Genomic DNA, 25,484 nt, shown 5'->3' with positions numbered 1-25,484 from the left:
CAATTTCAGACATCAATGATATTTCCCGATCTTTTTTTATATTTCGTAATATCTTTGATAATTACCCTCCACGCAGGCAATTCCTTGGCAACATGCCAGTAATCGACATAACCTCCGCTCACCTTATGATATTTTCTTGTTCCGTCAGGGATAAAACGCAGCTTCAGCTCCAGCTCAACTTCACATTCTCCCGCTTTAAGCCGGCCATCATCGGCAAGCAGCTTTTTAAGCTTTTCATAGAGCCTGCGCTCGGCTTTTTCTTCATCGAGCCCGCTTCTGTAATTATCGCTGTAGAAGAGAAAATTCACGGCATCATTCTTTTTTATGGCCCCCTCGATATCTCCCCTCAGAGGCATCATATCCTTATCGACTTTGCCAATTCTTATCACCACTTTATACCATTTATCGGTAATATGATCCTTTATCTCTATGGCGGGCTTCGGGCTGGTGAGCGCCAGCTGTTTTACAGAATCAGCCATTCCGGATTTTGAGCTGTACTGCGGCAGATTTTGAGCGATACCCTTATCCTTATGGTTATGTCCCGCGCAGCGGACGATAAACGATTTTCCATCTTTCGACATTGAATAGCCTGCTGAATAGGTGTCTTTACCTGCGGAAGGACAGACTGGTCTTGATATCAGATACTTGTTTCCTTCCAGGAGCATGTCAAGTTTCTTCGGCAGTATTCCCTTGTGAGTATTTGCATATTCCTTGATGGCAACAGATATTTCCATGAGGTTGCTTTTACACTCCTCTAGATTTCTATTGGAGATTTCCATCGGAATGTCAGTAGTATTGATCCTTCTCTTAAGCGCTTCAAGTCTCAGCTCATTATCTTTGATTTCAGAGGAGAGTCTCCTGTTCTCGCTTTCGACCAGAAGCGCCTTCTTTCGCAATTCCCCGTTTTCCCTCCGGAGTCGCTCCTGGTCACTTTTTAACCTGGCGGACTCGCTGTTTGTTGAACAGCCGCAGGATATACATGCAAAGATGACAATGACTGCAATGACAGATTTGAAAGGTAACGCTGCCATACTTGAATAATCTCCTCTCCGGGCAACAGCAGGACGCCGGTTTACCCTTATATTTCCAGAGATACCTGAAGGGGGAGCAGGCCCTCCCAGGTGCAACGGATGAATAAGAACCTTTTCCCAGGAAAAAATTCACCCCGTCACTCGATGATACCTTCCATGCCCTCTGCTTCAATTATCTCCTTGAGCTCCTGGAGGCTTGTCTGAGAGGGGCCCGGCGTTCCGTGAAGCGTATATTCCCTGCCGAGCTGCTGATACTTCGGGATGCCGAGAGGGTGATAGGAAAGCACGTGAATCTCCTTGATACCGGTTTTTCTGCAGAACTGCGCGGTTGCCTTTATGTTGCCGTCGCTGTCATCGATTCCCGGTATGAGGGGAAGGCGGACCATGAGGGATACATCCCTTCTTCCCGCAAGCTTCTCCAGGTTATCAAGTATCCTCCTCTTCCCGAACCACACCGTATCGTTACCAAAACCAAATCCCTTCTGGTTCTCTGCGACACCCTTCAATCCCAGCTTTCCAAATCCCGCAAAATCGCTGAAAATCTCGCTCAATCAGTTGTCGAAAGTATCACTGGAATAACCACGGAGAGAAAAGATAAAATGAAAATCCCCAAAACAGAATTGGTAAGCAAACTTGTGCTTTCAAAAAAGCCCTGCACCAAAGACAACGCCCCGTTGAGTGCGATACTTTCCAATCATAAAATGAATTGTCAGCCAAAGCACTCTGGAGCAATTCGGGCCTCCCAATAGATGCTTTTTACCGCTAGCTTAAAACCGAAATGACTACCATGAAGCACACATCGATTCAAAACGATATTCTGTAGACAAAACCTCCACACCCCGCGGTAGCATTCTATGAACATACGATTCAGACCGCTGCTTCATACACAGAAGCCTATCCCCCGCCCTTCTCGGAGCGCCTCTCAAGCTCTCCCCTGGCAGCCTCTCTCACCTCCGGAAGCCTGCCCATCTCTGCCGAAAGCGCCCGGAGCTCCTCCGCTTTCTCAATGAGGGCCTTCTTCTCCTCGTCCTTCATCTGCACCCAACTGAAGGACGAAAGGCGATCCTCGAGGCCCGCAAGCCCGCCCATCAGCATCGCGGGGTGCGTGCCCACCTCCTGCAGGAGCGCTCTCAGCGACTGGGCCTTCAGGTGCTTCTCCTCCGTATCGAGGCCGCCCCACCCCATTACATATGCGCACCAAATACCCCTATGCCGATTACTATTTCATCGAGTGGTTCTCGGGTGCAACTGAAGATATAAGGGGCAGTAAGGGCTCTGGTTCGGCGCTTACAGAATCAGGGCTTTCAGCCTGATATCCCGCCTTTTTCCTCGCATCGACACACCGCTTCCCGGAATTCTTCTCTCTTTGCCCCCTTTTCGTCACCCTTCGCCGGAAAATTTCTAGACTTTTCCCGAAATTTCTTGTATACTCTCTTCGGAGGACGGGGGGCACCGAAATCAAGCTTCCTATCAACTACCCCACTGCTTTGAAGATGTCAGAATATTTTTTCCCGTTGCTTCCCCCACTTGATTACTGAGAAAGCGAAATAAGGAAGATCATGTGAGCGCAAGAAAAGTCGTACTCCACCGAATGCAATCCGGCTTGTTCTTCTTCTCGTTTTTCATGGCAATTTCCCCATTGTCCTATGCTACTGAAAATTTTCTCTCCACTTAGAGAACCCGGTCTCATTTGACACGGCTGCCTTTTCTGTATATCTGGCCTCCTTTATAAGCGGTGAAACTCCTCCCATCAGGACTGAACCTCACCATGAAGCTGTCTGTCACGCTCTGGTGAGTGATCCTCACGCGGTAGTCGTCATTTGACCTTTCCCATGTCCCCTTGGCACTTTTCATCACAGAACCATCGATTCCAACCGAATATTTCTTCTAAACCTCACCCGGAAAAAGGGTGACATATTCCCACTCATTGATTGCAAGCACTCTTTCAGTGACAAAATTTTCCGGCCTCCCCCGCCGCAGCCCCTCACCGCAGCTTTCCAAGCTCCTCCAGCGAGAGCACCGGCAGCCTCTCGCTCATATCGCTATCTCCAGGTGCTTCACCCCTATGATCTCGGGATACTTTAGGTCAAAAGTCTTTTTCTCCTCCGCAAGCTCTTTCATGCACATCATTATGACATCCCTGATGTTCTCCATCGCCTCCTCAAACGTGTCGCCCTGGGTGGAGCACCCCTCAAGGCTGGGACAGGAGGAGACATACCTGCCGTCCTCATCCTGCTCAATCAGCACCTGCACCGTGTAGTTCTTTTTCACCTCACAAGCCCCTTTCTCACTTATCCCCTCCCTTGCACCAATTCAAGCGCTTGTTGCATCTTTTCGGGAGTGCACCCCCCCTGACTCCCGGATTCTGGATTCCCGAAAGGGTGTGTAATCCGTGCAAATAATTATGATCTTCTGCAGGTGGAATCAAGAATCTTCGCTTGATGCGGGTCATGCTCCGGAGCAGAGCTGATAGCCGATTAAAAACAATCCCAGGATGAGCGATCCCCATGCCGCGGCGAAGAGAAGGAGGGGCTGCCAGGCGAAATAGAGGCATCTCCCCCTGGTGAGCCGGGAGACCGTCACATGGGGAAAGGGGCTTTTTCTTATCCACCCTGCGAGCTCGGTCTCTTTCTCGAGAAGCTCCGGAAGAAAGAGGACCTCAGGGGGAATGACCGTAAGGAACTTAAGGGGGACAGTCCCTTCGCCGGCTCTGAAAAGAAGGTACCAGGGGATGGCGCCGAAGTGGCCGGCCTGGGCCAGGGAGCCCTTCATGGTGAAGGCGATGCTCCTGAGGGGCGAGAGGGGGCATCCCTCCAGCAGCTCCGGCAGGGTGGCCGCCTTTGAGGGAGGGCGGGGGAATAGAAAAGAGAGTGTAAAGATGCCGGTAAGGCCCCCCAGCACCAGGGGAAGGCCCAGGTAGCCTCCCCGGAGCACGCTGAATAGTCCCGCAATGAATGACAGGGCGGGCAGGAAGAAGATGACCATCTCAATGTACGCATGGCCGATATGATGCTTCAACGCTCTTTCCTGGGCCTCTGGTATTTCCGGAGCCTTTCTGAGGCGCAGCGCCGGGTGGGATGAGAACAATTCAAACCAGGAAAGCCAGGGGTTAAGAATGGCCTCCCGCAGGAACCTCTTTCCCCTCCTGCCCGTTTCTCCGTATTTCACCGTGCCTATGGCGCACCGGGGATCGATGATTCCAATGAAGCTGAGGGAGAGGGCCCTGTGCAGGTCCCTGGTCTCTGTCCCGGGGCAAGACCGGAAAGAAGCGGTGATTTTCGCAAGGGCCCTTCTGAGAGGGGCCTGGAGCCCGCCTTCCACGGAGCTGTCGGCTTTCCTCTCCCTTGCCCTTGAGGCGAAAAGGAGGGGGAAGGAGCACAGCGCCCAGAGCCATCTGAGAAGTGCTGAAAAGAGCGAAATGCTCCTTGTGTTCCTGAGGGTGCTGACGTGAGCCCCTATGAGAAAGGTACTCTTGGCGCAGTGATAAAGAAAGAAGGGGATGAGGCCCGTGCACATCATGACAAGGTAATCTCCCGAGAGGGCATGGGAGAGCTCATGGGCCGCGACGGCTTTCATCTCCTTTCTGTCCAGGAGGTCCAGGAGCCCTTTGCTTGCAAGAATCCTCGCCTTGTTCCCATGGGAGCCGAAGGTGAAGATGAGCGGGAGGGGACAGGGGAAGGTCCCGGTCGTCACTTTGCCGGACTTTCCAGGCGGCGCAAGCTCCTTTATCATTTCATGGAAGCTGCCCTCCCCGCCGTGCCAGGTAATCGGTGAGAAGAGCCTCTCGATGACTGCGGGGAAAAGGGCATACTGCAGGCCGAAAATGAAGAGGGGGGCGCAAGATGCCAGTGTGAGGGGGATCCTGAGATATTCACAGAGGAGAAGCCCCCCGTAAAGAGAGGTGAGAAAACAGATCGCGAGTGTGGCTGAGAGGCCGGCCAGGTATCCCATCATTTTGTTAGATCGCCGTTGCCGTCAGTCTCCCTTCATCAAGGTAGTAGGTCCTGTTCGCGTAGCTCGCCACTTTGGGATCGTGGGTCACTACGATGGTGGTGAGCTTCTGGTTCTCGTTCACCGAGCGAAGCACCTCCATGATCTCCTTGCTTCCCCGCGTATCCAGGTTTCCTGTCGGCTCATCGGCAAGGAGGAGCCCCGGGAGATTGGCCAGGGCCCTCGCCGTCGCCACGCGCTGCACCTGTCCTCCCGAGAGCCTGGTGGTCTTCTCAAATGCTTTTTTCTCCATGCCCACGAGGCGCAGCAGAGATGCCGCCCGCTGGTCCCTCTCGCTCCCATAGGACCCGGCGAGCTGCATGGGGAGCATGACGTTTTCCATGACCGAGAGGGTGGGAATAAGATAGTAATTCTGGAAGATGAAGCCGATGTGATTGAGCCTTATTTTTTCCCTCACGGTCTCTGACTGGGCCGTCACATCAGTTTCATCAAGGAAGATATGGCCGAAGTTGGGGAGATCGATGCATCCCAGCAGGAAGAGGAGCGTGGACTTGCCCGAGCCCGAAGGCCCCATGATGGCAATAAAGTCCCCGGATTTGAATTCTACGTTCACGTTCTCCAGGACCCGGAGCTTCCCTGCCTGGGTCTCCCAGTATTTGTGGATGCTAATCAGTCGTACTCTCATGGCGCGCTCCTGTCGTTGCTATTCCCCGCGGAGGGCTTGAATCACATCCATGCGGTAGACAATGATGGCAGGGATCAGGGCTCCCACGATACCGATTGAAAGCGAGAGCACCAGGGCATAGATAATCAGGTTCACGGTGATATGGGCCAGCGGAAAGGAGGTCTGGAAAATGGACATTACGGCGCCGTCGAGGAATTTTGAGCCCAGGAGCCCTACGACAATTCCGAAGATCCCCCCCGTAATGGACAGGATGAGCGATTCAATGAGGATCATCATGATTATCGTGAAGCGCGAGGTGCCGATAGCCCGCAGCGCCCCGAACTCCTTGATTCTCTCAAAGGTTGACATCAGCATGGTGTTCATTGAAGCTGTGGTCGCGATGAGAATGCCTATGAGGGCTATGGCGAACTGCAGCAGCCATGCATATCTTACCAGCTCGCTCGAAGCGCCGAGATATTCTTCGCTTGTCTTGACGGAGAGGTCGGGAAGGTTAAGCTGAAGCTGCCTCTTTGTCTCCTTGACAAGCTTTTTGTCCTGGACCTGGATCCATATCTCCTTCACCTTCCCTGGCGAGTCCTCGAGGGTGAGGGCCGTCTCAACGGGCATGAAGCAGAAGTAGTCCTGAAACCCCACCTGGAAGCGGGCCACCGTTCCCACCTTGAGGTTTACCGTGTTCTGTCCCCGTTTTATGGAAAACTCCCTGTCGCAGGGGAGCCTGAGATCCTGTGAGAGCTTTGTGCCGATGATTATCTTTTTCTCGTCTTCGGTGAGCTCTTCCAGTTTCCTCACTCCCTCAAGGCAGTAGGGATCGTCAGGGGGGCCCTCCGGTGTGGGAAGGAGCCCGTCGGCAACTGTCACGTTGGGGAAAAAGGTCTTAAGGAAATTTTCTTCGCCAATATCGTTCTGGTCATAGGGGATGCCCCAGAGGATCACTGACTTGCCGTTGATGGTCTGCTGGAATCTCGTGACCCCTATGGCTTTTTTTATGTTCTGGATCTTGGTGCTGGATTCTGCGGTGTCAGAAGGGGTGAGGTACGTGATGATGTTTTCAACTTTTCTCTCAAGGCTTTTCATCTTGTCGGGGGGGAGGGGTGCCGTGAGGGGCTTTACGGGAAGTGATTCCATGATGCGGATCTCGTCGGCCGAGTACCCCAGCGCGCCGATGGGGCCCGTGGGCAGGGGAAGCGTCGAGGGGGGGAGGATGTAGATGTCGATGTTTCTCCCGTAGACCTCGCGGTATAATTTCTGGTAGAGTCCTTCAGCCACCGAAAGGAGGGCCACGAAAGATCCCACCGCGAGGATGACTCCGATAATGGTGAGAAGGCTTCTCTCCTGCTTGCGGATTACGTTTTTCTGCGCCAGGGATAGGGATACCACGGTCTTTCCTCTTTCAGGGATTAAGCATTTCTTGGCGTACAAAGGCAAAGGCGTATTTTACTATATTCTAAGTAAAGAAATTCCTTTCCTCCCTGAAAAGGAGAGTTCCTGCGGGAGGAGAAGTTTGGAGTATGGACGAGAAGACCCGCTCACTGCTTACGGGTAAATCGCTGCCCCACCGCCTCATGGGCACCATGTCTCTCCTTTTCAGAAAAGACGCCGATATAGTGCTCCAGGAGCTCATCACCTCTCCCGATGTGCCTGAGTACCAGAAATACCTGGCCATCTGGGAGGCGGGCACAAGAAAGCACAAATCCCTCAGGAACACCCTCATAGAGGTGGTGAAGGCTCCTGAGAGTCTGCCGCGCCGTCTGAGGCTTGCCGCCGCCAGCTCCCTCGTGCAGATAGGCGAGATTTATTCCCTTGATGTGCCGTCAGCGCTGATCCTTGACCTTATGGAGATCTATCTCAATACCCTTGATCCAAAGCTCTATGAGAAGCTCCACCAACTCTTTCTGATGGAAAAGAATCTTCCTATCTACAAGATTATGGTGAAAACCCTCCAGGTGAAGTTCAACATTGAGACCGATATAAGCGCCCAGTCCTGGGAGGTCCTTGCGAGGGCCCTCAGCCTCTGCTTTGAGTACCACTACCCCGAGGCAATGGCCACCACCAGGGAGGAGATGAAAAAGCTGCCGCGCCACAAGGATAAGGACCGCCAGAAAGTGGAGCAGCTGGCCTATCTCAACAGGCGCGTGCTGGCACATACGGAGAATGTTCGCTCCGAGTTCAGGAAGCTCCTGGAGGGAAATGAAAAGGGTGAGAGGCTCGTGACCCTCATCGCATACCCGTCCCTGAATTACAGTTATCATCAGATGTGCAAGGTTGAAAGAACCCTGGCACCCCTTCTTCAGTGTGTTCTTGACACAAGGCCGGGCGTAAGGCTTCTTGCCATCAAAGAGCTCTCAGATATCGCCTCTCCCGTGGCTTTCAATTTTTACCGCTCCCTTATTCTTGGAGAAGAAAAAGCATACTCCGATACCGTGCAGAACCTTCTGGGGCTCATGGCAGCCCTCGCGACCAGAGACCGTGACGCCCTTGAGATGCTCCTCTCCCTCCTCAAGGACATTGCACCGGAGGAACTGCCCCACCTGATTGATGAGCTTGCCTCTCTCTGTGAGACCCATAAAGCAATTTCGGCCAGGGTGGTCTTCCAGATTCTTCCCGCGGTGAGGAAAGGCGAGTACCCCGAGAAAGTGGCCCAGGAGCTTGTCACCAGAATTCTGGGAACCTGTCCCACTGAGGAAGTCATTGACCTGCTGGTAGAGATGGCTTCTGGTGAAGGGAAGTTCCCTTCTTCGGTGAGGAAAAGAGCCGGGAAGGTCCTTGTGCACTACCACAGCCCGGACTTCCCTTTTTATCAAAAGGTTGCGGCCTGTATCAGGCGCCTTCCCGAAGAGGATGTGCCGGGAGAAATCACCAGGAGCATGTTCAGGGAGATCAGGGAGATGCCCCTGGAAGAGAATATAAGGTTTCTCAGGCAGGGGATCTGTGACGGGAGGGACGAGGTGCGCAAGGGCGCATTCTCTTCCTATGTGGACCTGATAAAGAGCGGAAAGTTTACCGACGACGAGGTGCTGGCGTTTCTCACGTCCCTTTTTGATGAAATGGCTCCAGCCCCCGACGACATAAAGATCCTTGCCCTTGAGCTTCTTAAAACCAATCCGATGAGGAGCGACGAGCTCAGAAGAAGGGTGAGAGCTCTTTTCCTCTCAGACTCGAGAGAGGTGAGAAATCTCACCTTTGATCTCTTTTTCTCATGGTTCTCAAGCACCCGCGACTCCCGCGAGGAAGAGGAGGTGCTCCAGGATTTTCTGGATATCCTTCTCTTTCCCGAGTTTCCCCATGATGAGATTTATAAAAAGGCAGCGGGCACCATAAGCGACAGCCTTGTGACCAAGGCTTCCCTCTATGAAAGAAAGGGCCAGGATGTGTTCCTCGCCCTCCAGAAGGGCCTCAGCTCCGACCTCTCAACATTCCAGAAAAAAATTCTCTGCGAGATCCTGGACAACGCCATAGGCGGGCAGAATTCCCAGGCCCGTCTTCAGGCCCAGTGGATAATGGAGAACCTTCTCAGGAGCCCCCAGGTGGCGCCGGTTGTGCACCTCCATGTGCTCCAGCTGCTTGTGGTCAAAGAAGGGAAGCTCCTGAAGTATTTCCCCAAGCTGCTCCAGCTTCTTTCCATCGATGATTCCTATGTACAGAAGGTGACGCTTGAAATAATGGCGGGAGGGTTTGCCCAGCTTCCGCGCTATTCCGCCGAGGAGAAGATGCAGGCGATGAAGATGGGGAAGAATAGTGAGCTTGTGGAGTACGTGAAATGGGAAATAATGCTCATCACCACCCTCCTGCCGCAGCTCCTGAAGCTGCTGGGGGGCGGCTCCACTGATCATGACGTCATATCGCTTGTGCTCTCCGTTTTAAGGAGGATTGAGGGAGCCCGTTCACACGCTGCCACGCTTTTCTCTTTCAAGCAGGAGCAGTTCGGCGACACGGTGAGGGAGAGAGCCCTTGAATCCCTAGCCTATCTTGTGTACCCGCCTTTTTCAGAAGAGGAGACCCTCATCATCAATGAGCTCAAGCATATGGCCTCTGACGCAGGGCTTGCACCGAATTACCGGCTCAGTGCCATGCAGGCTCTTGTGCATATCGGGATCGACGACTGCTTCGCCTTTTTCCTTGACCGTGCCCGCAATGATAATGAGCGGCACGACATGCGGCTCCTGGCACTCCAGGGCCTTAATGCCCTGAAGAATCCCTCGGCCAGGGAGTTCTTCCTCGAGATACTTCATAACCCGCGTTATTCATCGGTATTTAAGGAAACCGTGCTGGAGGGCCTGAAATACATGGGCCATTCATCGATAGTAGAGCCCCTTCTCACCCTCATAGACAGCGCCGAGTTTCAAAAAGCGGGTGAGCGGGCAAGGGCGGTTCTTGAAGAGTGCGGTTTCGGCGAAACCCTGGCGCTGCGCACTCTCACCAAGGACATCGAGGGGAAGCGCCAGGAGCTTGAAATGGTGGAGCACACCCTGGCCAGGGACAGGGTGCGTCTCAATGAGGCCGAGAGGACCAGAGAGGAGACCATGGCCGCTCTCAAGGCTCTCAATGACTCCCTCGGGAAGTGCGAGGGCCGCATAAAGAGCGAGACGGCCCTTCACGAGAAGCACCAGGCTCAGTGGGAAAAGCTCCGCATGACCCTCGAGGGGAAGATCCGCGAGATTCTGCCCGAATGGCCTTCAGAAAAGAAGCTCGCCAAGGAGCACCGCGAGGCCTATATTGAGCTCAAAGAGCACTACCGCGAGCATGCGGAAAGCTATGAGCACCTTATCGGCGAAATAGATGCCAGACTTGCCGTGCTCTCTGCCGAGCGTGACGGTATAGTGCAGCAGATGAGGGATGGCCGCCAGAAGGAAAGCGATCTGGAAACGGACTGTAAAGACCTCAAGGTATGGCTCGCCCAGCTCTCATCAGAACGCGACGGAATGGCCTCGGCGCTGGATACCATTGAAAGCCAGGCCCGTCAGCGCGACGAGGCTTTTCAGGCGCTCCTTCCTTCCATTGACAGGTCCCTGGCAGAGAAGAATGCGACCCTGCAGAAGAGCAGGATCAGGGAGTGGGAGCTGCGCGGAGAATATTACCGGGCCCTCATGAGAAATGCCTCCAAGGCGAAATGAAAGGGCCGTGGTGAGAGGGGAACTCCCCCCTTGCTATCTCCTTCAGCCGCCCTCGAAGCATCCCACCTTGCCCAGAAACTGTCCCAGGAAGGTATGTTTCGTCTCTTCGCTTCCGCAGTGGGGGCATGGCTCCTTTTTTTTCTCTTCGCTGGACCTTATGAGCCTCTCAAATACGTTTCCGCACCTTGTGCACTTGAAAATCTTGAGAGCCATCGCGGCACATCCTTTCAATTTTTATTTCTGAATATATAGATAAATTAATATAAGGAAAGATTCATTGTGCCGGCAAAGATTCCTTCCACGCAAAGAGGGATTTTGAAGGGATGAAAGAAATAATTGGGATCCCTTTAAGGAGGCTCGATATGGATAAAAAATATATGGACGGCGAGAAGAGAGGCTCTGTGCTTCTCTTTGCCCTGAGCACATGCGGGTGGTGCAGCAAGGTGAAAAATCTTCTCAGCGAGCTCAAGGTGGCCTTTGAGTATGTCGATGTGGACAAGCTCAAGGGACCGGAAAAGGACGAGGTCATGGACGAGGTCAAGAAGCACAACCCCCAGTGCTCCTTTCCCACCATAGTGATTAACGATCAGTGCATTGTGGGCTTCAAGGAGATTGCCATAAGGGAGGCCCTAGGGAAATGAGCGAAGAAGCCCCTGCTGAAGAAAGAATCGAAAAGGCATTGCAGAAGCTTTCCAGGGATGCCCAGTCAGGAGGCTACCATCTCAATCCTGACAGGGAGTTCACCAAGGACCTCATTGCAGGCCTCCTTGTGAACGAGGACCGTTACGGTTACTGGGCATGCCCCTGCAGGCTCGCCTCAGGGAAAAAAGAGGAAGACCTTGATATAATCTGCCCCTGCGATTACAGGGATCCCGATCTCGGCGCATTTCACATGTGCTATTGCGCTCTCTACGTTTCAGAAAAGGTGATAAGAAAAGAGGTGGTCCTCGAGGGCTCCATCCCTGAGCGCCGGCCTCCCGGGGGAAAAAGGGATAAGCAGATCCCTGGAGGCGCCCTCCTTCCCGGGAAGCTTGCCTACCCTGTCTGGCGCTGCAAGGTTTGCGGATACCTCTGCGCCCGCGAGGAGCCTCCCGAGACATGCCCCGTCTGTAAAGTCAAGAAGGAGCGCTTTGAGAGGTTTCTCTGAATGTCTCTCACAGGTGAAAAAAAAGAAGGCCCTCGAGTGAGGGCCCTCTTTTTTTAATTCCTAGAGTATCTCGCCTATCTTTTTAAAGAAGTCGATACGCCGCTTCGCGTCCTTCTCCGCCTCGGCAAAAAGGCGCTCGGCATCCTGCGGTGCCGTGAGCTTAAGGGAGTTGTAGCGCGTTTCCCCGCGGATGAAGTCCTGGAAACTGCCTGTCACCTCAGGGTTATCCCACGTAAAGGGCTTCTCGGATGAGGGGTTGTAACGGTAAAGGGGCCAGTAGCCGCTCTCGACGGCCCGCTTCTGCTCAGTCTGGGTCTTCATCATGTTGAAACCGTGGGCGATACAGGGAGAGTAGGCGATGACGATTGAGGGCCCGGGATAGGCCTCGGCCTCAAGGAGCGCCTTGAGGGCCTGGTTCCTGTTGGCGCCAAGGGCAATTGAGGCCACATAGACATAGCCATAGCTCATGCACATCAGTCCCAGGTTTTTCTTGCCCACTCTTTTTCCCGCGTTGGCGAATTTCGCCACTGCGGCGAGGGGCGTTGACTTTGATGCCTGGCCGCCGGTGTTTGAATACACCTCGGTGTCAAGCACCAGGATGTTCACATTTCTCCCCGAGGCCACCACGTGGTCCAGGCCGCCGTAGCCGATGTCATAGGCCCACCCGTCGCCGCCGATGCACCAGATGCTCTTCTCCACGAAGTAATCCTGAAGCTCCTGAATTTTCTCAAGGAGGGCCTTTTTCTCGCCATCACTTCCCTTGAGGGCTTCCTGGATGAGGGGCTGCACCGCCTGCTGGGCTGCCACCGCTTCGCTGTCGGTCTTGTCCCAGGCGCCCAGGCAGGCGGTAAGGGCTGCCTTGAGCGCTTCGGTTGCTCCCTGGAGGGCAATGTACTGCTCGACGGCTGCCCTGAGGGTCCTGCGGTTGCTTTCAACGGCGAGGCGCATGCCAAAGCCGTATTCGGCATTGTCCTCGAAAAGGGAGTTGCCCCAGGCAGGCCCCCTGCCCTCCTTGGTAGTGCAGTAGGGTATGGTGGGGAAGGTGCCGCCATAGATTGATGAGCAGCCCGTGGCATTGGCAACTATCATCCTTTCGCCGAAGAGCTGGGTGATGAGCCTGATGTAGGGTGTCTCGCCGCAGCCCCCGCAGGCGCCTGAGAACTCGAAAAGGGGCTTGATGAAGCCGCTGCTCTTCAGGTTCTTGGTGTCGGCTCCCACATTGTCGGGCAGAGCGTCAAAGAAGCGATAGTTCTCGGCCTGTCCGCTCTGGCGCTCTTTTTCAAGCACCGAGAATTCCAGGGCCTTGGTCTTTGCCGGGCAGGTTTCCACGCAGACGCCGCAGCCCGTGCAGTCGTCCACATATATCTGGAGCCTGAATTTCCAGCTCTTGTCATTCTTGGTCTTTGAATCCTCCACATGGAAGCTTGAAGGAGCATTTTTCAGGTCATCAGGCGCTATCTGCTTTGCCCTCACAACGGCATGGGGACAGGCGTTGACGCACTGGTTGCACTGGATGCAGTGCTCAGGGACCCATACCGGCACGCGGGGAGCGATGCCGCGCTTTTCCAGCCTAGATGTGGCCGTGGGAAGCACGCCGTCAAAGGACATCTTTGAGACAGGCACCTCATCTCCGAGGAGGTGCATGGAACGCTCAATTATTTCCCTGGCAAAGATCGGTGCATCGTCGGGGATAAGCCTGGGCGGTTTGTACGAGGCGGTGATCTTCTCAGGGATATCGACCTGCACCAGCGCCTCGGCGGTGCGGTCAACGCATTCCCAGTTCTTCTTCACCACTTCCTCGCCTTTTTTGGAGTAGGTTTTCTTGATGGCGCTCTTGATGAGCTTGATAGCCTCATCATGCTCCAGCACTCCCGACACGAGGAAAAAGGCGGTCATCATCACGGTGTTGATCCTGGCTCCCAGGCCGGCCGCCTCGGAGATCTTGAGGGCGTCGATGGTGTAGAACCTGATCTTCTTCTCCATGATGGTTTTCTGCATCTCCTCGGTGAGATGGCTGAAGACCTCGGTGCGGTCCCAGTCGGAGTTGAGGAGGAACACGCCTCCCTCCTTGATCCCCTTGAGCATGTCATACCGGCCGATATAGGCGGGATTGTGGCACGCCACAAAATTGGGGTGATAGACCAGGTAAGGCGACTTGATGGGGCTCTTGCCGAACCGCAGGTGGGAGATGGTGATGCCGTATGATTTCTTTGAATCATAGACAAAGTAGCCTTGAGCGTTCAGATCAGTGTTATCACCTATGATCTTGATGGAGTCCTTATTGGCGCCGACGGTGCCGTCGGAGCCCAGTCCCCAGAACATGCAGCTCTTCATGTCGGCGGGCTCCGAGCAGAGCTCCTCGTCGATGGGGAGCGACAGGTGCGTCACGTCGTCATTGATTCCCACCGTGAAGTTGTGGGTGCATTTCCCCGCAAGATGGCGGTAGACAGCCTGCACCATCGAGGGGGTGAACTCCTTGCTCGAGAGGCCGTATCTTCCCCCGATAATCTTGATATTTTTTCCTGCAAGGGCCGTCACGATGTCCATGTAAAGCGGCTCGCCAAGAGATCCGGGCTCCTTGGTCCTGTCCAGCACCGCTATTCTCTCGACAGAGGTGGGGATCACCTTCACAAGGGCCTCGGCTGAGAAAGGCCTGTAAAGGCGCACGCGCACCATGCCCACCTTGTCTCCGCGCTTCAGCATGCAGTCAATGGATTCCTCAATGGTCTCACAGCCACTTCCCATGGCCACAATGATATTGGTGGCCTGGGGATGGCCGTAGTAATCAAAGAGGTGGTACTGTCTCCCCGTTTTTGCCGCTACCTTGTCCATATATTCCTGGACAATGCCGGGAACTGCGTCGTAATCTTTATTAATCGTCTCGCGCCCCTGGAAATACACATCGGGGTTCTGGGCGCCTACCTTCGCATAGGGCTTTTCAGGGCGCATCGCCCTGTTGCGGAACCTTCTCAGATACTCAGGCTCATAGAGCTCTTTCAGGATATCGTAGCTTATCTCCTCAACCTTCATTATCTCTGCGGAGGTGCGGAAGCCGTCAAAGAAATGGAGGAAGGGGACCTGGCTTTTCAGGGTTGAAAGATGGGCCACCGCTGCAAGGTCCATGACCTCCTGGGGCGAGCTGGAGCATATCAGGCCGAAGCCGGTGTTTCTCACGCTCATCACGTCTGAATGGTCACCGAAGATTGAGAGGGACTGGCAGGCCAGGGAGCGTGCCGACACGTGGAATACTGCCGGGATCATCTCGCCGGCGATCTTATGCATGTTGGGTATCATGAGAAGAAGTCCCTGGGAGGCCGTAAAGGTTGTCGTCAGAGCGCCGGCACTCAGGGAGCCATGGACGGCCCCTGCGGCGCCCGCCTCTGACTGCATCTCTATGACGTCAACAACCTGGCCGAAAATGTTTTTCCTTTTCTCGCTCGCCCAGGTGTCGGCCATCTCCCCCATGTCTGACGAGGGAGTGATGGGATAGATGGCAGCCACCTCACTGTAAGCATAGGCGACATGGGTCGCCGCCTGGTTGCCCGTGATGGTTACCATGGTGTTGCCGCTTTTCTTTGAGCGCGTGGTCGTTGAGGCAGGAGAGACTGAATTGAGAGTTTCAGTGTTACCGGACATGTGGCATTCCTCCATTTGTTTGATTTTTGTTCCTGTTGAAAGGATCTGTTTAAAGAAAAAAACGCTTGGCCGCAAGATGAGGGAGAAGGCTTGGTTGAAACCCAGACTTGCTTGAAATATCTTGTCTTTCTCTTAACAGACATTCCCTGTCACCGTAAAAATTCCTCCTCACCGGGCGCTGCAATTGCCGGCGGGGGACCTCTCTGAAGGAGAAAGGAAAAAGGCACCGTGTCACTGAATGTTTTAGGAAAGTGAAAAGAAGGGCGAGCCTGCTGTAAGGGCAGAAGTACTGCAAAAGAGGTGTCTATGTCAGAGCATATAGAGATCGATGCCATCGGAACAAAGTGCCCGAGGCCCATTGTGGAGCTTGCAAAAGCTTTCAGAAAGGCGCCTCCCGGCTCAATTATCGTCATCAAGGCCGATGATCTTGCCTTTGAGAGCGATGTCAAAGCATGGTGCGAGACGACCCATAACACGCTGGTAAGCCTTGTCAGGGAAGGGTCCGTCAGCATTGCAACTATCAAGACAGGGTAATACCGGGAGGTGGCCTTATGGATGGCAGCGCCGGCGCTCTTGAAGAGCGCATAAAAAGGCTTGAAGAGCAGGTGGCACATCTGCAGAAAGGGGGAGCTCCGGAGGACAGGGTCTCCCTGGTCTGCTTCAGCGGAGAATGGGACAGGCTTTTTGCCGCCTTTACCATTGCGAACGGCGCGCTCGCCCTTGGCCAGGAGGTCCACATATTTTTTACCTTCTGGGCCGTAAGCGCCCTCAGGAAAGAAGGGGCCACCGCCCCGGCCGGGAAATCCCTTATCCAGCAGATGCTCTCCATGATGCTCCCTGGCCACGTGGGGACCGTCCCTCTCTCAAAGATGCATTTTGGCGGGATGGGCAAGGCCATGCTGGGAATGCTGATGAAAGAGAAGGGCGTCGATGATCTCGGCACCCTCATGAAGCAGGCCAAGGAGATGGGGGCCCACTTCCATCTCTGTGAGACTTCAAGCGGTCTTTTCGGCCTTGACTGCAAAGAGCTTGTAGACAGCGATACCCTTAACACCTGCGGTGTCGCCACATTTCTCTCCCTGGCCCTGAAGAGCAGGATTGTATTATTCATCTGAGTGACGGGCGCAGTAAACCGTGCCCACCGACGACGAAAGGAGTGCTGCCGTGACGGAAAACAATGATCTTATTATGGTGCTTACGACGGGAAAACAGGACAGGGGCACCCGGGCTACCCTGGCCTTCGCCTGGGGATGTGCCGCCCTTGCCATGGGCAAGCAGGTCTCAATGTACCTTACCATGGAAGGCACGATGTGGGCCCTCAGGGGGGCGATGCGCGATGTGGAGGTGGGCGGCTTTGAGCCCCTGTCGGCCTATCTCGAACAGTACTGCGCCCTTGGAGGGGAGCTGCTTGTCTGTGCGCCCTGCAGTGAGTATTATTGCTCCTTTGACAGGGATACCATGACGGAAAAGCTTATTCCCGAGGCGAAGCTTGTGGGATTGACGACAATTGTGGGAAAGACCGGACCCTCCACCAAGGTGATTACCTTCTAGGATGCTTCCCAAATTGATTATATGGGGATGAGATGATACTTTTCCCGGGAAGAGAGGCATAGTTTGAAAGACGAGAAGGTGCAGGCCCTCCAGGAGAAAGTCCGCAGCCTCATGGCAGCCAACAAGGCCCTCCTCAAAGAGAAGGAGAAGATTGACAGGCTCCTGGCCGACAGCAAAGATCAGAAGGAGTGCGAAGGGAGGCTCAATCAGGCACTTGCCCGCGCAAATGCCGAATCGGCGGAGCTGCTGGCAGAGCTCGAGGAGAAGAACAGGAATCTCGAGGACACCAATGTGCAGATTGCCCGGGCCAATGCCCATGCCGCAGAGCTTATGGCGCTCATTGAGCTCCGCGATGAGCAGATCACGGAGCTCAACAAGGCCCTCTCCATGGCAAACGTTAATGCCGCCGAGCTCCTGGCGGAGCTTGAGATCCACCATGCCGAGCAGGACCGCCTCAACGCACAGCTTCAGGTCGAAAAGGAACGCCTTCACACTACCCTTGCCAGTATCGGCGACGGTGTGGTGACTACCGACACGGAAGGGAAAGTGATCCTTTTCAACGCTGCCGCTCAGAGCATCACGGAATGGCCCCCCGATGAAATTGCCGGGCATCCCCTCACCTCGGTGCTTGACTTCAGGGATGCTTCGGATAATGTGCTCAGGGATGCCCGTGATCCCATCAGGATATCCCTCAGGGAAAAAAAGGGGATTTTTGTTGATGAGGCCTGGATTCTGACGAAATCAGGCCTGAGAAGGCCGGTGGAGATAAATATATCGCTGATATGCACCTCTGCCGGTGAGATCCTCGGCACCGTCGCCGCCTTCAGGGACAGGACGCGCCACAAGGAGCTTGAAAGGCTGAAGGAGGAGTTCATCGCCTCGATGACCCACGACCTCAGGACCCCTCTCTCATCGATAATGGGGTTCTGCCAGCTCCTTGGCGACAGTGATTTTGGAGAGATCTCGGCGAAAAAGAATGAGTTCGTGAACAGGATCCACCATTGCGGCGACATCCTTCTCGGCATAATCAACAACATAGTAGAGCTTTCAAGGATAGAATCGGGCATGCTTCATTTCCTGTTTGAGGATTTTACGCTCTGCTCTCTTATCAAGGAGCTCTATGACACTTTCGAGCCCCTTGCCATTGAGATGAAGATTGCCCTTGATTTCCAATGTGACAGCTCCCTCTGGGTCAATGCCGACAGGCAGCTCACAAGGCAGGTATTCCATAACCTTCTCTCCAACGCTATCCGTGCCACACCCCAGGGAGGCACCATAAGCATCAATGTCGCTCTTTGCGGGAACGAGCGGATTGCCGTAGAAGTGAAGGATACGGGAAAAGGAATTCCCGGCAATGAGCTGCCCAAGCTTTTCAAGAAATTCGCCAGGATAAGCGGGAGCCGCCGCGGCACAGGGCTTGGACTTTTCAATGTAAAGAAGTTTGTTGAGGGCCATGGCTCTGATATCACTGTTGAGAGCGAGCCGGGAGCGGGGACTCTTTTCCGCTTCACCCTTCCCCAGGGCCATCCTCCCGCGAAGGAGGTCCTCAAGAAGGGCTCGGTATTGATAGTGGGCGGCGACATAGAGAGCGGGAGGCTTGCGGCCCTCTCCCTCCAGGAAGAGGGGCACCGGGCGGAGTTCGTGGCAGGCGGCAAGGAGGGAATCATGAAGACCATCGAGATAAAGCCTCACGTGGTGCTCCTTGACCGTACTCTTCCCGACATGGAGGTTGAAACCTTTCACTATATCTTCAGGAATACCCCTACCAGCAGGGATGTGCCCCTTATCCTTCTCTCTTCGGTGAGGCTTTCTGAATGGAAAGACAAGTTCTTTGACATCATACCGCTCCCGCTTGACATGAAAGTGATGAAAAGGGCGGTACAGAAGGCATTGAAGCCTCACTGACAGGAGCGCGCTGAGAAAAGGCAGTCTTATCAAGGAAAGGGGGAGAGCGATGGGCAGATATTTTCTCTTGGCCGCCTTGCTTCTCATTATTTCCGCCATGGCAGCCCATGGGCAGTCCTGCGTGCCGTCGCAGGCCATGGTCATCGTAGGGCAGCCCGCCATTGTCAATTTTCATTGGCCCGGTGACGGCTCGCAGTACTACCTTGAGGTCTACGGAATGGGAAAGCCAGTCTATTCGAAACCCATAAGCGGCTCCACCTTCGCGATGTCCCTCCCTCCGAGCGATTACAAATGGCAGGTGAGGAAGTTTTACCAGGGCAGGTATGTGGAGGTAATGGATTTTATAAGCTTTTCCGTGCGCAGCGACCTGAAATATTCCTTTGACGGGAAGCGGGGAGCCCCCGGCGGGAGCGGGGGAAGCGGATCCGGAGGCTGGGTGAACAACGAGGGTGGGATGCAGGGCGCCGGCTCCGGCAGGGCGGGAGAGAGCGGAAGCAATGGCGAGAATGGCGGCGATGTCGCTGTCGGCCTCAGGGATGCCGGTGACTATATCGCCGTACAGATTGCGTCAGGCAGCTTCATCACCCAGTTCTTCCTCGCGAAATCATCGAGCCCCCTCGTCATATCAGCAAGGGGAGGCGATGGAGGCACCGGTGGCGCCGGCGGAGCGGGGGGCACCGTTCAGCAGTACCAGGACGGCTATACTGATCCCTATACCACGCGCCGCGGGTATGCCGCGGGAGGCTCGGGAGGCCCCGGCGGTGATGGCGGTGACGGCGGCGACGGAGGAGACGTGACGGTCACCTCGTCGGGGGTCGACCTGAAAAGCTTTGTCACAATAGATGCCGCAGGAGGCCAGGGCGGCAGGGGAGGTTCGGGAGGCCCCGGCGGAAATCCCGGCGGCCAGAGCGGGTACCCCGGAAGGTCGGGACGGGACGGGCAGAAGGGGAAGACGGAGTTCAAGTGACCTTCTTCGAACGGATCAAGCTCTTTGCCGTGCTCCTGGCCCGCGGGGCCTCCTGAGAATGACAGTCTGACGGCGAAAAGCCCTGACGGGAATACCCCGGGAAAGTGAGGTGCCATGGAGCGCTGCCCCTGGCCAGGAAATGATCCCCTTTATGTAAAGTACCACGACGAGGAATGGGGCGTGCCGGTCCATGACGACTGCAGGCATTTTGAATTCCTCACCCTTGAGTGCGCCCAGGCGGGTTTGAGCTGGCTCACGGTGCTCCGCAAGCGCGAGAATTACCGCGGGGCCTACGGGGGGTTCGATCCCCTCAAAGTGGCGCAGTTTACCGGTGAGGATATTGAGAAGCTCCTCGTGAATCCCGGTATTATAAGGAACAGGAAAAAAATAGAAGCCTCGGTGAAAAACGCGCGGCTTTTCCTCGAGATCCAGCAGCAGTGGGGGAGCTTCGACCGCTATATCTGGAGCTTTGTGGAGCATCAGCCCGTGATAAACGCCTGGAAGACTTTGAAAGAGATCCCCGCAACTACCCCTCTCTCTGACAGGGTAAGCGCCGATCTCAAGAAAAGGGGCTTTTCATTCGTGGGGTCAACGGTCATTTATGCCCATATGCAGGCTATCGGCCTGGTGAATGATCATATCGTGGGATGCTTCAGGTATAAGGAGCTTGGAGCTGCCATGCCGCCGGGAGGCCGCAGAAAGAAATGAGGACCTAGAGTTCCAGCACCCTGGCAATCTCCTGGAGCGTCGTGACGCCCCTGAGGCACTTATCCCCCGCCGAGGAGAGAAGGCTCACTTTCTCCTTGCAGTAAAGCCCTTCCTTTACCTCCCTCTCAGCAAGCAGGGCCTCAGAGAGCCCTGCCTTTCCGCTGGGGATCACGAGGTGCTCGAGAGGGGTCCTCCCGAGGTATCCCGTGTGGCGGCACTGCTCGCAGCCCTCTCCGCGGGAGAATGACCCCGGGGGGAATTCCCTCTGGCTCTCAAAGAGTCTCAACTCCCAGGGGTGGGGGTTATAGGGTGCCCTGCAGTGGGGGCATATGGTTTTGACAAGCTTCTGGGCCAGCACGCCCCTGAGCGACGAGGCGATATAATCGCGGGTGATGCCCATGTCCACAAGATCCCTCAGGGCCGTGAAGGCATTCCGGGACCTCGTGAGGACAATGACCTTCCGGGATGATTCAGTAAGCCTTGCGGCGCACTGCATCGCGGGGGGGCTTGTCACCTCGTCAATAACCACAAGCTCTGCGGGCGACAGGGCAAGCTCCGAGAGCGCCCTCAGGAATTCCATGAGGCTGCCGCACTTTATCTGCCTTACCTCGGGGACCTCATAAGTGGGAGAAAGCTCGACGGCGGTGCAAGAAGGCTGGATATGGGCCTGTCTTCTCGCGAGGGAGAGGGCTGTGGTGCTGCGCCCATCGCCGAGGGACCCCGTGATGACAAAAAGCCCCCGCTCCTCACCGAGGAATGAGGTGACGAAGTGATCGACGCCGGCGGAGAACCCCAGCTCCGTGAGGGTCCTCTCGATGAAATGGTCCATCACGGAATGGATGGTAAGTCTCTCTCCTTTGATGACCGGCATTGAGCTCACCAGGTAACGATGAGTGCTGCCCTTTACGAGGAGGGAGATTTTTCCCTCGCCGGGGCGCTCCCTGAGCTCAGGATTAATGCCGGCCATGCCTTTCAGGATATGCACCAGTGCAGTGCTGTGCTCTCCGGGCAGCTCGAGGATGTCTGTCATCACGCCGTCTATCCTGTAACGGATCCTGAGGCCGAAAAAATCGGGCTCCAGGTGCATGTCCGACGCTCCAAGCTTGAGCATGTCAAGAAGGAGAGCCTTCGCAATCTTGTCCGCCGTGTCGGTCTGCAGTTCGTGAGAGGAGCTCAGGGCACTTCACCTTCCTTCAATGAGAGTATTATATCACATAAAAGGCTCATGGTGAAGAAAGGGAGAATACTCTCTTGAGAGCATTACCCATAGGGAGGCAGCATCCATGCGCTTCATAAGACACCTGGCGTTCATATCGGCACTTTCCGCCCTTTTTTTCTTCCCCCCCGATGAGGGAGGGAGATGCTACGGGAGGGAGTCCTGTCCCCCCGGGCTCTCGTGGGATTTTCTGAAGAAGGATGATCCCGCCAAAAAGGACTTCTTTGAGGCGGTGGAAAAAGGCGACATAAAAAAGCTCAAGGCGCTCCTCTCGGGGAACGCAAAGCTCGCCAACGCGAAGACCACGGGCGGCACGACAACCCTCCATGCCGCGGCAAAGGCGGGAAACAAGAATATCACCGAGCTGCTCATCTCCGAAGGGGCCAAGGTGAACGCCAAGGATGACGGAGGTGCCACTCCTCTGCACATCGCCTCGGCGAACGGCCATCAGGAGGTGGCGGAGCTGCTCATCCTGAGGGGGGCAGGCCTCTTCGCCTCCGACAAGAAGGGGGAAAACTCCCTTCACTACGCCGCCCAGGGGGGGCACAGGAAGCTCGCGGAGCTTCTGATCTCAAAGGGAGTGAACGTGGACATTCTTGACAGGAAGGGCGAGACGCCTCTTCATCTCGCCGCCCGCGAAGGGAAGCTGGAAGTCGTGGAGTTTCTTCTGGGGAAAAGAGCTCAGGTGAACGCCCGCACTAAGTACGGCTCCACCCCCCTCTCCTATGCCCAGATGGAAGAGCAGAAAGCGGTCGTGGAGTTTCTCAAGGCTCACGGCGGCCGCGAGTAAGCAGGGCGGAACACCCCTAGGGAGCAACCTTTGCCTGCGATGCCACGCGCTCAGTGGCAGCCTTGAGGACCTCCTCGTCGGCAAGGTAATAGTGCCTTATCTTGCTGAGATCATCATTAAGCTCGTAGACAAGGGGAATGCCCGTGGGAATGTTGAGCCCCGCCACTTCCTCCGGTGTGAGGCCGTCGAGATATTTCACGAGGCCCCTGAGGCTGTTCCCGTGGGCGGCGATGAGGACCTTTTTCCCTTCTTTCACTGTCGGCGCTATCACTTCGTGCCAGTAGGGGAGCATGCGGTCAATGGTATTCTTGAGGCTTTCAGTGAGGGGAAGGCCTTCGATGCCATGATAGCGCCTGTCATTGCCGGGGTAACGGGGATCATCAGCGGTTACGGCCGGCGGCGGCACGTCGTAGCTTCTTCTCCAGAGATGCACCTGTTCCTCGCCCATCTTCTCAGAAGATTCCTTCTTGTTAAGGCCCTGAAGAGCCCCGTAGTAGCGCTCGTTCAGTCTCCAGGAGTTTTCTACGGGGAGCCACATGAGGTCCATCTCATCAAGGACAATCCAGAGGGTCCTGATGGCGCGCTTCAGGACAGAGCAATAGGCGCAGTCGAAGGAGAAGCCCTTCTCTCTCAGTGCTATCCCTGCCTGGTGAGCCTCCTGGATGCCTTTTGAGGAGAGATCGACATCGGTCCAGCCGGTGAACCTGTTTTCCATGTTCCAGGTGCTTTCGCCATGGCGAAGCATGACAAGCGTGAGCATGAGGCGCCTCCTTTACGCGATGGTGATTTCTTTTGCGAGATAGACATCCTGAACGGCCTGGATCAGCTTGATGCCCTCTTCCATCGGCTTCTGGAAGGCTTTCCTCCCCATGATGAGGCCCATGCCTCCGGCACGCTTGTTTATGACGGCTGTCCTTACGGCATCAAGCTTATCATTCGCTCCGGAAGCCCCTCCGGAATTGATTAATCCCATTCGGCCCATATAGCAGTTCGCCACCTGGTAGCGTGTGAGGTCTATGGGGTGGGCCGAGGTGAGCTTTTCATAGACAAGAGGGCTTGTCTTGCCGAATTTCACCTCGTTATAGCCGCCGTTGTTCACCGGGAGCTTCTGCTTGATGATATCGGCCTCTATGGTCACCCCCAGGTGGTTCGCCTGGCCGGTGAGATCGGCCGACTCCTCGTAGTTGATGGCATTTTTCTTGAAGGCGTCATTTCTCACATAGCACCAGAGCACCGTGAACATCCCGAGCTCATGGGCGTGGGCAAAAGCTTCTGAGATTTCCTCGATCTGCCGTCTTGACTCCTCGGAGCCGAAATAGATGGTGGCGCCTATCCCCAGGGCGCCCATGTCGTATCCCTGATCCACTGAGGCGAAGAGCCTCTGGTCATAGGTATTGGGAAAGGACAAGAGCTCGTTGTGGTTGATCTTGAGGATAAAGGGGATCCTGTGGGCATATTTTCTCGCCACGGCCCCGAGCACGCCGAGCGTTGAGGCCACGGCGTTGCAGCCCGATTCCACGGCGAGCTTCACAATGTTTTCGGGGTCGAAATAGAGGGGATTGGGGGCAAAGGAGGCTCCAGCGGAGTGCTCGATCCCCTGGTCAACGGGCAGTATGGAGAGATATCCGGTCCCGGCAAGCCTTCCATGGGAGAATATAGTCCCGAGGGCCCTCAGAACCCTGATATGCCTGTCAGAGGCGAGAAAAATCCTGTCCACAAAATCGGGGCCCGGCAGGTGGAGCAGCTCTTTCGGCACTGTCGCGCACCGGTGCTCCAGAAGGTATGGTCCATCTTTGCCTAACAGGGAGATAATTGATTTGCTCATGAGTTCCTCCTTCAGGATTCTTCTTTTCAATGAAGCTTCGCCTTCAGGGGCGCATTTCCCTGTGCCGGAGGGCAGGGGATTGACTGGGCCGGGGGGAATTCTTCCGTAGAACACTTAAGGAGGAACGGCGATGAGAACTCTCACCATGCTGCTGATTATCGGGCTCGCGGTCATCATATCGAGCGCCCCCCTGTTCTCGCAGGTAATCGACAACAGGGACTCCGGCTCCCAGAGCATCCTGGACAACAACGGCTCGGTCCTCGCAAAGCCCATATCCATGAATCTCTTCTACAATAACCGCCGCGCATTCGGCTACATGTTCTGGTCCGGAGGCGACGCCTTCATCTCGTCAGATGCGGCAAGGACCCTCTTCTCTTTCAGTGATTCCAATCAGGGAGACACGGGTGAGTACATGGTGAACGGGAGGGGCGTCAACACTTACTATTACGGGAACAACCTTTACCTTGACGTCAATGATTTGTGCGAAGCTCTGGGACTGAGGGCCTCCTTCACCAACGACATGCGGAGCGTCATCTTCCTCTCGATTGCCCCGCCGCCGTCGCAGTACTCCGCCCCCCAGGAGCCCAAAGTGAGAGTCGCCATAGTGACGAGCACGAACGGCAATAACCAGGACCCCGTGAACAACATGTCCTGGGTCTATACGGTGAGCCTCACGAATATCACGTCAAAAATGATTGTCCTCAACCACTACAACTTCATTGTGCTGAGCGAGAGCGGCAACAGGTTCGTAAGCGTCAAGGACATGTCCTACAGCGTGGTGTACAGCCAGAATGACACACCTGACGCCGTCATGCTCGACCCGGGGCAGCCGCACCAGCTGAACCTGATTTTTGACCTTCCCGACGGCGACAGCCCGAAGACCTTCGAGGTCATCCAGGGCGCTCAGGTCCTCGGGAGCGTGAGCCTTTAGCGGCAGGCCCTCAACAGCTTCCGACGAGAG

General features: G+C 55.3%; 23 protein-coding genes. 11 read left to right on the top strand and 12 right to left on the bottom strand.

Going from position 1 to position 25,484, the window contains the following annotated elements:
- Positions 1–5 precede the first annotated feature (5 nt).
- The 7 genes from RDV48_11655 to RDV48_11625 all read right to left on the bottom strand — a co-directional run bounded on the left by RDV48_11655 (position 6) and on the right by RDV48_11625 (position 7,044).
- Entirely contained in the window at positions 6–1,031 is a 1,026-nt protein-coding gene (locus RDV48_11655; protein ID MDQ7823443.1) for a hypothetical protein, read from the bottom strand.
- Between the two features lie 137 nt (positions 1,032–1,168).
- Positions 1,169–1,582 carry a hypothetical protein gene (locus tag RDV48_11650; GenBank protein MDQ7823442.1) on the bottom strand — a complete coding sequence of 138 codons (414 nt, stop codon included), beginning with the start codon at positions 1,580–1,582 and terminating at the stop codon, positions 1,169–1,171.
- A 343-nt stretch (positions 1,583–1,925) separates the two neighbouring features.
- Positions 1,926–2,216 carry a hypothetical protein gene (locus tag RDV48_11645; protein MDQ7823441.1) on the bottom strand — a complete coding sequence of 97 codons (291 nt, stop codon included), beginning with the start codon at positions 2,214–2,216 and terminating at the stop codon, positions 1,926–1,928.
- A gap of 849 nt (positions 2,217–3,065) precedes the next feature.
- Positions 3,066–3,302 (bottom strand): type II toxin-antitoxin system HicB family antitoxin, encoded by a 237-nt coding sequence (locus tag RDV48_11640; GenBank protein ID MDQ7823440.1) that lies wholly within the window; start codon positions 3,300–3,302, stop codon positions 3,066–3,068.
- Between the two features lie 177 nt (positions 3,303–3,479).
- Complete coding sequence (locus RDV48_11635; protein ID MDQ7823439.1) at positions 3,480–4,985, bottom strand: M48 family metalloprotease; 1,506 nt, start codon at positions 4,983–4,985, stop codon at positions 3,480–3,482.
- Between the two features lie 4 nt (positions 4,986–4,989).
- The gene (locus RDV48_11630) at positions 4,990–5,667 is read right to left on the bottom strand and encodes an ABC transporter ATP-binding protein (GenBank protein MDQ7823438.1); all 678 of its coding nucleotides are present in this window, start codon (positions 5,665–5,667) and stop codon (positions 4,990–4,992) included.
- A gap of 18 nt (positions 5,668–5,685) precedes the next feature.
- Positions 5,686–7,044, bottom strand: coding sequence for an ABC transporter permease (locus RDV48_11625; GenBank protein ID MDQ7823437.1), 1,359 nt, complete (start codon positions 7,042–7,044; stop codon positions 5,686–5,688).
- 131 nt (positions 7,045–7,175) lie between these two features.
- Here RDV48_11625 and RDV48_11620 point away from each other — a divergent pair, with 131 nt between their 5' ends.
- Complete coding sequence (locus tag RDV48_11620; protein MDQ7823436.1) at positions 7,176–10,778, top strand: hypothetical protein; 3,603 nt, start codon at positions 7,176–7,178, stop codon at positions 10,776–10,778.
- A 42-nt stretch (positions 10,779–10,820) separates the two neighbouring features.
- On the opposite strand, the gene RDV48_11615 is transcribed toward RDV48_11620, so the two are convergent.
- Positions 10,821–10,991 carry a zinc ribbon domain-containing protein gene (locus tag RDV48_11615; protein ID MDQ7823435.1) on the bottom strand — a complete coding sequence of 57 codons (171 nt, stop codon included), beginning with the start codon at positions 10,989–10,991 and terminating at the stop codon, positions 10,821–10,823.
- Between the two features lie 149 nt (positions 10,992–11,140).
- Here RDV48_11615 and RDV48_11610 point away from each other — a divergent pair, with 149 nt between their 5' ends.
- Together RDV48_11610 and RDV48_11605 are read left to right on the top strand one after the other, a co-directional pair.
- A complete protein-coding gene (locus RDV48_11610; protein ID MDQ7823434.1) occupies positions 11,141–11,419 on the top strand; it encodes a glutaredoxin family protein in 279 nt (92 codons plus the stop codon).
- Complete coding sequence (locus RDV48_11605) at positions 11,416–11,925, top strand: ferredoxin-thioredoxin reductase catalytic domain-containing protein (protein ID MDQ7823433.1); 510 nt, start codon at positions 11,416–11,418, stop codon at positions 11,923–11,925. The genes RDV48_11610 and RDV48_11605 overlap by 4 nt, the downstream gene beginning before the upstream one ends.
- 60 nt (positions 11,926–11,985) lie before the next feature.
- Here the strand turns inward: RDV48_11605 and nifJ are convergent, their stop codons facing one another.
- Positions 11,986–15,483 carry a pyruvate:ferredoxin (flavodoxin) oxidoreductase gene (gene nifJ / locus RDV48_11600; GenBank protein ID MDQ7823432.1) on the bottom strand — a complete coding sequence of 1,166 codons (3,498 nt, stop codon included), beginning with the start codon at positions 15,481–15,483 and terminating at the stop codon, positions 11,986–11,988.
- A 384-nt stretch (positions 15,484–15,867) separates the two neighbouring features.
- Between nifJ and RDV48_11595 the strand changes: the two genes are divergently transcribed.
- From RDV48_11595 to RDV48_11570, 6 genes are all read left to right on the top strand, one after another.
- Positions 15,868–16,095: a sulfurtransferase TusA family protein gene (locus RDV48_11595; protein ID MDQ7823431.1), complete on the top strand. Its 228-nt coding sequence runs from the start codon at positions 15,868–15,870 to the stop codon at positions 16,093–16,095.
- A gap of 17 nt (positions 16,096–16,112) precedes the next feature.
- Entirely contained in the window at positions 16,113–16,676 is a 564-nt protein-coding gene (locus tag RDV48_11590) for a DsrE/DsrF/DrsH-like family protein (protein MDQ7823430.1), read from the top strand.
- Positions 16,677–16,725: 49 nt separating this feature from the next.
- On the top strand, positions 16,726–17,112 hold the full coding sequence (locus RDV48_11585) for a DsrE family protein (protein MDQ7823429.1): 387 nt from the start codon (positions 16,726–16,728) through the stop codon (positions 17,110–17,112).
- A gap of 63 nt (positions 17,113–17,175) precedes the next feature.
- Positions 17,176–19,017: an ATP-binding protein gene (locus RDV48_11580; GenBank protein MDQ7823428.1), complete on the top strand. Its 1,842-nt coding sequence runs from the start codon at positions 17,176–17,178 to the stop codon at positions 19,015–19,017.
- Between the two features lie 49 nt (positions 19,018–19,066).
- The gene (locus tag RDV48_11575; GenBank protein MDQ7823427.1) at positions 19,067–19,984 is read left to right on the top strand and encodes a hypothetical protein; all 918 of its coding nucleotides are present in this window, start codon (positions 19,067–19,069) and stop codon (positions 19,982–19,984) included.
- Between the two features lie 114 nt (positions 19,985–20,098).
- On the top strand, positions 20,099–20,692 hold the full coding sequence (locus RDV48_11570) for a DNA-3-methyladenine glycosylase I (protein MDQ7823426.1): 594 nt from the start codon (positions 20,099–20,101) through the stop codon (positions 20,690–20,692).
- A 4-nt stretch (positions 20,693–20,696) separates the two neighbouring features.
- Here RDV48_11570 and RDV48_11565 read toward each other — a convergent pair whose 3' ends face one another.
- Positions 20,697–21,803: an ATPase, T2SS/T4P/T4SS family gene (locus RDV48_11565; GenBank protein ID MDQ7823425.1), complete on the bottom strand. Its 1,107-nt coding sequence runs from the start codon at positions 21,801–21,803 to the stop codon at positions 20,697–20,699.
- A 172-nt stretch (positions 21,804–21,975) separates the two neighbouring features.
- Here RDV48_11565 and RDV48_11560 point away from each other — a divergent pair, with 172 nt between their 5' ends.
- Positions 21,976–22,698 carry an ankyrin repeat domain-containing protein gene (locus RDV48_11560; GenBank protein ID MDQ7823424.1) on the top strand — a complete coding sequence of 241 codons (723 nt, stop codon included), beginning with the start codon at positions 21,976–21,978 and terminating at the stop codon, positions 22,696–22,698.
- Between the two features lie 16 nt (positions 22,699–22,714).
- On the opposite strand, the gene gpmA is transcribed toward RDV48_11560, so the two are convergent.
- Positions 22,715–23,458, bottom strand: coding sequence for a 2,3-diphosphoglycerate-dependent phosphoglycerate mutase (gene gpmA / locus RDV48_11555; GenBank protein ID MDQ7823423.1), 744 nt, complete (start codon positions 23,456–23,458; stop codon positions 22,715–22,717).
- 12 nt (positions 23,459–23,470) lie between these two features.
- Positions 23,471–24,523, bottom strand: coding sequence for a class I fructose-bisphosphate aldolase (locus RDV48_11550; GenBank protein MDQ7823422.1), 1,053 nt, complete (start codon positions 24,521–24,523; stop codon positions 23,471–23,473).
- Between the two features lie 130 nt (positions 24,524–24,653).
- Between RDV48_11550 and RDV48_11545 the strand changes: the two genes are divergently transcribed.
- Positions 24,654–25,454 carry a hypothetical protein gene (locus RDV48_11545; protein ID MDQ7823421.1) on the top strand — a complete coding sequence of 267 codons (801 nt, stop codon included), beginning with the start codon at positions 24,654–24,656 and terminating at the stop codon, positions 25,452–25,454.
- The last annotated feature ends 30 nt before the right edge of the window (positions 25,455–25,484 follow it).

Source organism: Candidatus Eremiobacterota bacterium (assembly GCA_031082125.1).
Classification (GTDB): Bacteria; Vulcanimicrobiota; CADAWZ01; order CADAWZ01; family Ess09-12; genus Ess09-12.
Note: the sequence above shows the minus strand (reverse complement) of the source record. Positions and strands in the feature narration are given on the sequence as shown.